Annotated in this window: 7 protein-coding genes; 4 read left to right on the forward strand and 3 right to left on the reverse strand. The window is 72.7% G+C overall.

Annotation, left to right across the window (positions count from 1 at the left end; genetic code table 11):
* The coding region (locus AB0D29_RS38235; RefSeq protein WP_362860452.1) for a tetratricopeptide repeat protein at positions 1-1,779 on the forward strand (1,779 nt) is incomplete at its 5' end.
* Here the strand turns inward: AB0D29_RS38235 and AB0D29_RS38240 are convergent.
* Both AB0D29_RS38240 and AB0D29_RS38245 read right to left on the reverse strand, forming a co-directional pair.
* Positions 1,766-3,784, reverse strand: coding sequence for a sigma-70 family RNA polymerase sigma factor (locus AB0D29_RS38240; protein WP_362860453.1), 2,019 nt, complete (start codon positions 3,782-3,784; stop codon positions 1,766-1,768). The genes AB0D29_RS38235 and AB0D29_RS38240 overlap by 14 nt on opposite strands.
* Before the next feature lie 263 nt (positions 3,785-4,047).
* Positions 4,048-4,821 carry a helix-turn-helix domain-containing protein gene (locus AB0D29_RS38245; protein ID WP_362860454.1) on the reverse strand — a complete coding sequence of 258 codons (774 nt, stop codon included), beginning with the start codon at positions 4,819-4,821 and terminating at the stop codon, positions 4,048-4,050.
* A 341-nt stretch (positions 4,822-5,162) separates the two neighbouring features.
* On the opposite strand from AB0D29_RS38245, the gene AB0D29_RS38250 reads away from it, so the two are divergent.
* Together AB0D29_RS38250 and AB0D29_RS38255 are read left to right on the forward strand one after the other, a co-directional pair.
* Positions 5,163-6,581, forward strand: a complete 1,419-nt coding sequence (locus AB0D29_RS38250) for an NAD(P)/FAD-dependent oxidoreductase (protein WP_362860455.1) — start codon at positions 5,163-5,165, stop codon at positions 6,579-6,581.
* Between the two features lie 135 nt (positions 6,582-6,716).
* A complete protein-coding gene (locus AB0D29_RS38255; protein ID WP_362860456.1) occupies positions 6,717-8,555 on the forward strand; it encodes an ATP-binding SpoIIE family protein phosphatase in 1,839 nt (612 codons plus the stop codon).
* Between the two features lie 112 nt (positions 8,556-8,667).
* Here AB0D29_RS38255 and AB0D29_RS38260 read toward each other — a convergent pair whose 3' ends face one another.
* Complete coding sequence (locus AB0D29_RS38260; RefSeq protein WP_362860457.1) at positions 8,668-9,963, reverse strand: MFS transporter; 1,296 nt, start codon at positions 9,961-9,963, stop codon at positions 8,668-8,670.
* A gap of 133 nt (positions 9,964-10,096) precedes the next feature.
* On the opposite strand from AB0D29_RS38260, the gene AB0D29_RS38265 reads away from it, so the two are divergent.
* Positions 10,097-10,633: a MarR family transcriptional regulator gene (locus AB0D29_RS38265; protein ID WP_362815129.1), complete on the forward strand. Its 537-nt coding sequence runs from the start codon at positions 10,097-10,099 to the stop codon at positions 10,631-10,633.
* Positions 10,634-11,014: the final 381 nt, after the last annotated feature.

An 11,014-nucleotide genomic window follows, 5' to 3' on the forward strand; every position in this document is an offset into this window, starting at 1 on the left:
CAGACCCTGCGCGCCGTCGTCGACTGGTCCTGGGACCTCCTCGACGAGCCCGAACGCACCGTGCTGCGCCGGCTGTCCGTGTTCGCGGGCGGCTGCGACCTCGCGGCGGCCGAGGCCGTGTGCGCCGACCCGTCCTACGACACCGCCGACGTCCTCGGCTCCCTCGTCGACAAATCCCTCGTCCTGGCCGAACCGGACGAGGGCCTCGCGCTGCCGGGCCACGGCATGCGCTACCGCATGCTCGAAACCATCCACGAGTACGCCGCCGAGCGCGCCGCCGCCCACCCGGCCGACGTCCGGGCCACCGCCCGCCGCCACGCCGCCCACTACCTCGCCTTCGCCGAGGAGGCCGATCCCCTGATCCGCTCCGCCGCCCAGCTCCCCTGGATCCGGCGCGTTGAGACCGAGCTCGACAACCTCCGCACCGCCCTCCACAACACCGCCGTCGAAGAGACGCACATCAGGACCGACAACGGGTCCGACAACGGGTCCCACATCGGGCCCGACATCGAGACCGCCCAGCGCCTCGCCTTCGCCCTCGGCTGGTTCTGGTGGCTGCGCAACTACCGCGCCGAGGGCGCCCAGTGGACCGCCCGCATCCTCGCCCTCACCCCGGCCGAACCGCCCGAGGGCTCGCCCGCGTACTGGCGCTACATGCGCCTCCAGGTCCTCGGCATGTTCCTGCTCGCGGAGAGCCATTCCGCGGCGAAGTTCCACACCCCCGAGTACCGCGCCATCGCCCTCCGCATCCGCGAGACCTTCCGCCACGGCTCCCCCGAGACCACCCTCTTCCCCGGGATGCTCTGGCCCACCACCGCCTTCCTCGTGGGCAACCCCCTCGACTTCCACCTCGACCTCGAGGAGTCCGTAGCCAACTGCCGCCTCCACGCCGGTGACTGGGAACTCGGCGTGGCCCTCATGCTCCGCACCCACGTCGCCATCGACGTCATCGGCGGCCTGCCCACCGTCGACGCCGACCTCGCCGAACTCCACGAGATCGCCCACCGCGTCGGCGACCGCTGGACCCGCGCCCAGGTGGCGAGCGCCGCCGGAGAGGTCGCCCTCTCGCGCGGCCGGTACGCCGAGGCCCGCACCGAGTACGAGGAGTGCCTGCGCCTCGCCCGCGAGGTCGGGGCCCACATCGAGGCGCCCTTCGCCCTCGCCCGGATCGCCGAGGCCTCCTACTGCGCCGGCGACTTCGACGAGGCCGAACGCCTCCTGGCCCAGGCCGACCAGGAGTCCGGCCGCCACGGCGGCGTGCACGACGTCAGCTGCTTCGCCCGGCTCCTCGCCGCCCTGCTCGCCCTCCAGCGCGGCGACCTCGCAGCGGCCCGGATCGAGTGCGAGCGGGCCCGCGCCGAATCCGTGCGCATCACCGTGCCCGCACAGTTCACCGCCGGGCTGGACAGCATCGACGCCGTCCTCACCGCCCACGAACAGGGCCCGGCCGCCGGACTCGCCAAGATCGGGCCCGGCCTCGCCGCGGCCGTCACCGCCCGCTGCGCGGAGCGCTTCCTGGCCGGCATGGCCGAGGCGGCCGCCGTGCTGCTGGCCGACGACGGCCGGCCCGCCGAGGCCGTACGGGCCCTCGCGGCGGCCACCGCCTGGCGCGCTGGCCATCCGCGCGCGGTCCCCGAGAGCGGCGCCGTGGACGGGCTCCCGGAACGGACCCGCGCCCTGCTCGGCCCCGCGCGCTACGCCCGGGAGGAGTCCGCCGGGGCCGCACTGACCCCGGCCGAGCTCGCCGCGGCCCTCACCGCCACGCTCACCGGCAGCTGATCACGGCGTCGGCCCAGCTCGCCAGCGTCGGCAGGCTGCCCGGCCCGGCCTTCTCCACCACCAGCCGCAGCGTCTTGCGGCCGGCGAGGGACACCTGCACGCCCACCGGCGGGTCCTCGTCGCCGACCGCGGCGGACTGCCACAGCCGCTGCCCGTCGGCGTAGACGGAGAACCGCACCGAGCCGCCGGTGTGGAGCGACAGCCCGTCCACCCCGGCCTGCGCCGAGAAGCTCGTGCACTGCCGGTTGAGGGCGATCTCCACCGAGGAACGCGAGTTCACGGTGATGCCCTGCGCGAAGCGGCGGCCGCCCACCTCCAGCCCCCAGCGCTGCCACACCCAGCTGCTGCGCCAGGTCTGCACCTCGGGCCCGCTGTGGTCCCCGAAGGCCGACTGGCCGAGCAGGGCCAGCTGGAACCCCTGCGGCGGCTTCGACGGCGGCGGGGTCGGCTTCGGCGAGCTCGGCGACGGCCTGGGCGCAGGCCTCTCCCGGCTCGGCGAAGGTGAGGGCGACGGCGGCGGAGACGAGGACGGCGAAGAGACCGGGGGAGCCACGGAAGCCGGAGCCGAAGGAGTCGGCGACGGTACCCGCGCCGGCGGTACGGAGCCCCGCGCGCGCGGCGGCTCCCCCGGCGGGCTCGGCTCGGCCGAGGGCGACGCGGGCGCGTCCGGCACCACCGGCGCCGCCACACCGGGCGCGGGCTTCGCCCGGGCCGGCGGCTCGGGATCGTCCCCGGCGAGCGCGAACACCACCCCGGCGGCCGCGGCCACCGCGATCCCGGCGGCGATGGCGGCCTTGGCCGGCAGCCCGAGCCCCTCGGAAGCCAGCGCACCCCCGGCCCCGCCCCCGCTCCCGGCGGCCCCGCCACTGGCACCGGCCCCCGCCACACCACCCGCGGCGGCACCACCCGCGGTCCCGGCAGCACCGGCAGCCCCGGCCCCCGCGGTCGACCCCCCGGAGGCGGCGGCCGCGGCCCCGGCCCCGCCCGCGGCAACGGCTCCACCGGCCACCACCCCGGCGGCCTTGGCCGCGTACCCGGCGGCGAACCACCCGATGACCGCGACCGGGAGCAGCGCGGGAATCCCCGCATTGACGTCCTCGAGCTCCCCGGCGGCCAGCCGGCACTTCACGCACTCCTCCAGGTGCTTGCGCAGCCCCCGCTCCGCCCGCATCCGCAGCCCGCCCCGCGCGTACGCGCCCAGCCGGTCCGAGTACCGCGCGCAGTCGCCGCCCTCGCTCAGCGCCGCACTCACATGGGCCTGCAGATAGGCCTGCTTGAGCCCTTCCCGGGCGCGACTGGCCAGCACCGCCGTCGCGTTGGCGCTGAGCCCGAACATCGGGGCGATCGCGCTCGGCGACGCCTCCTCGACGGTGGTGTGCCACAGCACGGCCTGCCACCGCTCGGGCAGGCTGCGGAAGGCCTGCATGGCCAGCGACTGCTCGGCCTCGTGCATCGCCCGTACGTCCGCGCCCAGTTCGAGCGTGTCGTCCCCGGACAGCCCCGAGAGCCCGGCTCCGCTCTCCGCACCCGTGGACGCCTGCTCCGCGAAGACCGCGAAGTCCTCGACGAGATGCTCCCGCTTGGCCGTCTTCGCCCAGGCCGCGGCGACCCTGCGCACGGTCGTCAGCAGGTAGGCGCGCACCGACTGGTCCGGCCCCGCCCCGCCCCGTACCGCCTGCAGGGTCCGCGCGAACACCTCGGCGGTCAGGTCGTCGGCGGTGTGCCCGTCCCGGCAGCAGGTCCGCGCGTAGCGCCGTACGGCATCGGCGTGGCGACGGAACAGCTCCTCGTACGCGCCGTCGTCCCCGCCCCGCATCCGTGCGATCAAGTCGCCGTCGGACGGAGGGATTTCGCTCCCGATGCCGCCGGGTCCGGAAGAGCCCGAGGGGCGTGCGTGCCGCCCGCCCGGTTCGCGCTGGGCCGGCACCTGCCGTGCGGGCAGGCTGCCCGCCTCGACCTCGCTGCCGCCGCCACCGAGTGGCTCTTCCCGCCCGTCAACGCTCATCGCGGAAGCCCCCGCACGACACACTCAACCGGTACACCAATCAAGCGTGTCACACGGCGGACGCGCGTCGAACCCCTCTGCGCGCCATCCACTCGTCCGGGCACCATTCGGCGAATCGCCCTATGATCGCCCCGGCGTGCGAACGGCCGAACGGCATGAGAGCCCGCCCGTTCGAGGTGGGCGGGCATCCGCCCGGCGCCGAAGGGGCGCCGAGCCGATGCCGATGCCGAATCCGATGCCGAGCCGATGCCGACCCGCGCAGGTCACGCCGTCCGGGACCGCAGCCCTTCGAGCAGGATGTCGAGCAGCCGCGTCGAAGCCGCCGCCTGCTGCGCCGGGTCGGGCAGCGCGGGCGCCGCCGTCGCTATCACCAGCAGTACATCGGCCACCGTGACGTCGGCGCGCAGCTCACCGGCCTCCCGCGCACGGTGCACCAGCCGTCCGACGACCTCGAGCAGCGCACCGGCACCCGCGTCGTCCGAGGGCTCGTCCTCCGCCGCGCTCCGCGCGCCCACGACCCGCAGATCGGGGGAGCCGGCGGCCACGGTGGACTGGCGCTGCTGCGGAACCCGCGCCTCCTCGGCCTCCTCGGCCCCGTCCTCGCTCGCCGAACCGACCCGCAGCACCTGCGGCGGCAGCAGCCGCCCGGCGCCCGAGGCCACCGAGGTGCGCAGGAAGCGCGACAGCGCCTGCCACGGCTCCTCCTCCTGGCCCAGTGCGGTCCTGGCCTGCTCGGTCAGTCGCGCGGTCTCCTCCTCGGCTATCCGCCGGACGAGGACGTCCTTGCTCGGAAAGCGCCGGTACACGGTGCCGACACCGACCCGGGCGCGCCGCGCCACGTCCTCCATCGGAGCCCCGTAGCCCAGCTCGCCGAAGACCTCGCGGGCCGCTCGCAGCACGTGTTCCAGGTTGCGCTGGGCGTCGACGCGCAGCGGCGTGGACCGGCCTACGCCGTGCGTGGTGCCGCCCGCGAGCGCGCGACCGTTGCTCTCGACCGAGAGCGCGGTCGCAGAACCATGGAAATCGGAAATGTTCATATGTTTCCCCCGGTAATCATTTGTCTCCCCCCGGAGACACTCCCCGCCTTCACGTCGAGGGGGCCACGGTCTCGGGCCCGGTCGTACTACTCCTCGACGAGATACGAACATAGTTGAGCCAGAGTCAATTCAGAAGAGGCAGCCCCGGACGGACCACCGCCCGATCGGAGCATTCACCCCCACTTTTCCGTTCCATACCCCCGGAATCTCCCATTCCGCACGCCCTGACCTGCGGATTTACGCCCACACCGAACGTCCTCTTCCACCCCGCCCCAGCACCACCTCCGGTCACACAATTTGTCGGGCCTGTGGACAAACTCCCGGCCACGTTGCGTCATGGGATGGTGAAGGCTGCTAACTCCCGGGGCACGGCCCCCGGTACCCCGCCCCGTACGCGCATCCTGATCGTCGGCGGCGGCTACGTCGGCATGTATACGGCGCTCCGGCTCCAGCGAAAGCTGAGAGCCGGCGAAGCCGAGGTCACGGTGGTCTCCACCGAGCCCTACATGACGTACCAGCCCTTCCTCCCCGAAGCGGCCGCCGGCGCGATCTCCCCCCGCCACGTCGTGGTCCCCCTGCGCCGCGTCCTCGGCAAGTGCCGCATCGTCATCGGCGAGGCCCAGCGCATCGACCACTCCAAACGGACCGTGACCGTCGCCACCCTCGCCACCGCCGACGAGGGCACCGGCCCCGTCGAGATGGAGTACGACGAACTCGTCCTCGCCCCGGGCTCCATCTCCCGCACCCTCCCCGTCCCCGGGCTCGCCGACTACGGCATCGGGTTCAAGACCGTCGAAGAGGCCATCGGCCTGCGCAACCACGTCATCGAACAGATGGACATCGCCTCCTCCACCCGCGATCCCGCCCTCCGCGACGCCGCCCTCACCTTCGTCTTCGTCGGCGGCGGATTCGCCGGCGTCGAAGCCCTCGGCGAGCTGGAGGACATGGCCCGCTATGCGGCGCGGTACTACCACAACATCAAGCCCGAGGACATGAAATGGGTCCTCGTCGAGGCCAGCGACCGGATCCTCCCCGAGGTCGGCCCCGAGATGGGCGTCTACACGGTCCGCGAACTGCGCCGCCGCAACATCGACGTCCGGCTGGAGACCCGGCTCGACTCCTGCGAGGACCGCGTCGCCGTCCTCAGCGACGGCGCCCGCTTCCCCACCCGCACCGTCGTGTGGACCGCCGGAGTCAAACCACACCCCGTCCTGGCCGCCTCCGACCTCCCCAAGAACGAGCGCGGCCGGCTGGCCTGCACCTCCTTCCTCACCGTCGAAGGAGTCGAGCACGCCTGGGCCGCGGGCGACGCCGCCGCCGTCCCCGACATCACCGCGGCCGAGAAGGGCGCCGAATGCGCCCCGAACGCCCAGCACGCCGTCCGCCAGGCCAAGGTCCTCGCCGACAACCTCCTCGCCGCCCTGCGCGGCGAGGTCCTGACCGAGTACGCCCACAAGTACGCGGGCTCCGTCGCCTCCCTCGGCCTCCACAAGGGCGTCGCCCACATCTACGGCCGCAAGATCAAGGGCTACCCGGCGTGGTTCATGCACCGCGCCTACCACCTCAGCCGCGTCCCCAGCTTCAACCGGAAAATGCGCGTGCTCTCCGAATGGACGCTCTCCGGCCTCTTCAAGCGTGAGATCGTCTCCCTGGGATCCCTCGAACACCCCAGGGCAGAATTCGAACTGGCCGCAGGTGGCGGCCCGAAGCCCCCTCCCCCGCCCCCCGCCCCCAACCCCCCGAAGAACGGCCAGGGCTGACGTTGTCAGTGCGGTCGGCCACACTGGACGTGTGACCATAGGTGGGCTCACCCCTGCACAGAGTGACATCGTCCAGTCAGCGACCGCCCACGAGCGACACAGCGACCACTCGCGACACCACGAGGCTTGAACGCAGTGAACTTCACGCGCTGGAGCGCCCGGTTTCCCGGAACGCAGCGCCGCGCCGCCGCCCGGACCGAACACGCCGCCGCCCAGGCCAAGCGGGGTGAAGGCGCGGTCCCGGCAGCCCGCGGCGGCCGCGCCGACCCCGGAACCGAGCGGGCCGCGCCCGCCGACGGCAAGCCCGCCGACCCCACGGTCGCCGGAACCGGAACCGGCACGGGCCCCGGCGGCGGATCAGGCACAGGCGCCGGTACCGGCAGCGGCACGACCACGGCCCAGCGGACCGGCGTCCTCGCCGCCGTGCCCTCCCTCGACGAACTCTCCGTACGCGAGGTCCTGGGCCGGCTCCCGGCCCTCGTCGCCCTCGTCCACGGCCCCGAGCACCGCGTCGCCTACGTCAACGACGCCTACACCGCAGGCTTCGGCGCCCGCACCCCCGGCGCCCCCGCCCACGAAGCCCTCCCCGAACTCGGCGAGCTCGGCCTGCTCCCGCTCCTCGACCAGGTCCAGCGCAGCGGCAAGTCCCGTACCGCCAAGAACCGCACCGCACCCGGCGGCGCCCACTCGTACACGGTCACCTGCACCCCCGTCGAGTTCCCCGAGGCCAAGCCCCGCACGAACCCGAGCACGGAAGCGGGGAGCGAGGCGGAGGTCCACCACACCGGAGTCCTCATCCACCTCGCCGACGTCACCGACCACGCCGAAGCCGTCGAACGGCTCCGCGCCAGCGAACGCCGCCAGCGCGAGGCCGCCGTCACCCTCCAGCGCTCCCTGCTCCCGCAGGAACTGGAACAGCCCGACGACCTGCGCGTCGCCGCCACCTATCAGCCCGGCGGCACCGAGGCCGCCGTCGGCGGCGACTGGTACGACGTCATCACCCTCGGCGCCGGCCGCACCGCCCTCGTCATCGGCGACGTCATGGGCCGCGGGGTCCGCGCCGCCGCCGTCATGGGCCAGCTCCGCACCGCCGTCCGCGCGTACGCCCGCCTCGACCTGCCCCCGCACGAGGTGCTCCAGCTCCTCGACGGCCTCGCCGCCGAGATCGACGCCAGCCAGATCGCCACTTGCGTGTACGCCGTCCACGACCCCAACGAGGGCCTCCTCGCGTACGCCTCCGCCGGCCACCTCCCGATCCTGGTCCGCGACGAGGACGGCACCGTACGCAGAGCCGCCGACCCCACCGGCCCGCCGCTCGGCACCGGCGGCTGGCTCCACACCTCCGGCACCATCGCCCTCGGCCCCGGCTCCACCGCCGTCCTCTACACCGACGGCCTGGTCGAACGCCGCGGCGAGGACATCGACGAGGGCGTCGCCGCCCTGGAACGCGCCCTCTCCGGCGCCCAGGGCACCCCGGCCGTCATCTGCGACCGCCTGATGCGCGCCCTCGGCGTGGACGCCGACCACGACGACGACGTCGCCGTGATGGTCCTCCAGCAGCCCGCCCGCACCGGCGCGGACGCCGAGCTCTTCCACAACGCCGCCCTGGAACTCCTCGGCGGCATCGAGGCGGCCCCGCGCGCCCGCGCCTTCGCCCAGGGAGTCCTCGCCTCCTGGCGCTTCCCGGTCGAGCTGTGCGACCTCGGCGTCCTGGCCGCCAGCGAGCTCGTCGCGAACTCCCTCCAGCACGGCACCCCGCCGATGCGCCTGCGACTGCGCCGCACCGACCGCCGCCTGATCATCGAGGTCACCGACGGGGACGACCACCTCCCGCGCCGCCGCCGCGCCGAACCGGGCGACGAGACCGGCCGCGGCATCTCGATCATCGCCACCATCGCCTCGTCCTGGGGCTCCCGCCGCACCCCGGGCGGCGGCAAGGCCGTCTGGTGCGAGTTCGCCCTGCCGGACAAGTAGCCGGCCGCACGGACAGCCGGATACGCGGAAGGCCCCGGTCCACAAGGACCGGGGCCTTCCGCACGCACGTACGTATATACGTGCCGTACCTGCCATGCCTGCCGTACGTGACCTACGCGCTCACGGGCTCCGCGGCGGCGTCGGCCTTGGCCGCCACGACCGGACCGCCCTGCGCCACGACCCGGCTCGCCAGCCACGGGTTGTCCTGCGCCGGGCTCAGCCGCCTGCCGAGCCGCAGCGCCAGACCGGCGATCCCCAGCGACACGAGCACGAAGACGCCGATGTAGAGCATCGGAACGCCCGCACCGAGCGGCACCCCGAGCGGCCCCAGCGCCAGCGCCATCTGCTTGACCAGCGCGAAGGCCGAGTTGTACTGGCCCACCGAGCCCTCGGGAGCCAGGTCCGCCACCAGCGGCGCCAGGGTCGGCGACAGCATGGCCTCGCCGATGCCGAAGAGCGCGTACGTGCTGATGAACGCGGCGGCGGCCATCATGGCGCTGCCGTGCCCCAGGCCCGAGAAACCGGCGATGACCCACGCCGCGGTCCAGATCAGACCGACGAGCGCGATCACCCGGGACCGCCGGCGCTTCTCGACCAGCCTGAGCACGACGAACTGCGCGACGACGATCGCACCGGTGTTGGCGGCCAGCGCGAAACCGAGCGTGGACGGGGAGATCCCGGCGGCCTCGGTACCGAAGGCGGCCAGACCCGACTCGAACTGCCCGTAGCAGGCGAAGAACACCACGAAGCCCAGCACGCACAGCTGCACCATGGCCTTGTGCCGGAGCAGCCGCTTCCAGCCGCCGCCCGCCTGTGCCGTGTCCTTGGGCCGGGCGTCCTTGAACCCCTGCACCTGCGGCAGACGCACGGTGGCGATGACGCCGGCCAGCACCAGGAACATCACGGCCTCGATGCCGAACAGCAGGGTGAAGCTGCCGGGCCGGCTCTCGTCGACGATCTGGCCGCCGATGAGACCGCCGATGCCCAGACCCAGGTTCTGCATGAAGAACTGCAGGGCGAAGGCACGGGTCCGGGTGGACGGCGTGGAGCACCACACGATCATCGTGGCCAGCGCCGGCTGCATCACGGCCTGCCCGGCGCCGAGCGTCAGCGCGGACAGCAGGATGGGCACGATGCCGGTGGACAGCCCGAGCGAGAGCGCACCGGCCGACGCGGCGACGGCCGCACCCATGACCACGGGCACCGGACCACGTCGGTCGATGACCCGACCGGTGAAGGGCAGCGCGACGAGAGCGCCCAGGGCGAACGCCACGAACGCGCTCGTGGCGGCCATGGAGCCCAGATCTCGCACCTGCGCCACATAGATGTAGAGGAACGGAACCGTGAAACCGATGCCGAACGCGGTCAGCGCGTTCCCGGCCTGGATCCGCCGCAACGCAGCGCCCATCACCTTGGTCACTTCTCACCTGCCTTTGAGAGCCGAAGACTGAAGACTTCAGAACTTCACATCTAAACTTCGATCCTTAACTCTACACATCGAAGGAGTTAGACGCCAACGGGTTCGTGCCATACTTCGACCCATGGGTGACACCCCCGACGGCACTACGCCCGTCCACGAGCCGAGCCTCGATGAGCAGATCGCCGTCTACCAGCGCGAGTTCCAGGACCTCGACCCCCAGGTCGAGAAGGTCGTGTCGGCACTGAGCCGGCTGCACCGCCGGATGAACGTCGCGTACGGACGCCAGACCGCGGCCCTGGGCATCAGCAACGCGGAGTGGGAGGTCCTCAAGGCCCTCGTCATCTCCGGCTCCCCGTACCGGATGGGCCCGAGCGAGCTCGCGAAGCAGCTGGGCCTCACGCCGGCGGCGATGACCCACCGGATCGACCGCATGACCGCGGAAGGACTGGTCACCCGCGAACGGGACGAGTCCAACCGGGTCCGCGTGATCGTGGAGCTCACCGACGAGGGCCGCAGCAAGTGGCTCGACGCGATGCGCGCGGCCACGGTCTTCGAGGAGGACCTCCTCCAGGACCTCTCCACGGCGGAGCGCGGGGTGCTGGGCGACATGCTCACCCGGCTGCTGGACCGCGTGGAGGACCTCCAGTCCCCCAGCTGACCACCGGGGTTGACACGACCCTCGTGGATCCGTAAGGTTCTTCGAGTTGTCCCTGAGCCGGAAGGTTGAGGCGGCAACGAATCCCGCCGCCTCGTTGCGGCACCCAACTCAGCACGATCTCCCACTGGGAACGAATTCGGCGTGCCCGAATTTATTTCCGAAGGCCGATTATGAATCGCCGGGGAAACCCACTAGAGTTCGGGAGTCGGAAGGGCCCAACAGCCCGGAAGACAAACCCCGCTGACTGGGGGTCAGGCCCGAAAGGATCTGATAGAGTCGGAAACGCAAGAACACAGAACGAAAGCCCGGAGGAAAGCCCGAGAGGGTGAGTACAAAGGAAGCGTCCGTTCCTTGAGAACTCAACAGCGTGCCAAAAATCAA

It is taken from the genome of Streptomyces sp. NPDC048424, assembly GCF_040651555.1.
In the GTDB taxonomy this organism is placed as follows: Bacteria; Actinomycetota; Actinomycetes; order Streptomycetales; family Streptomycetaceae; genus Streptomyces.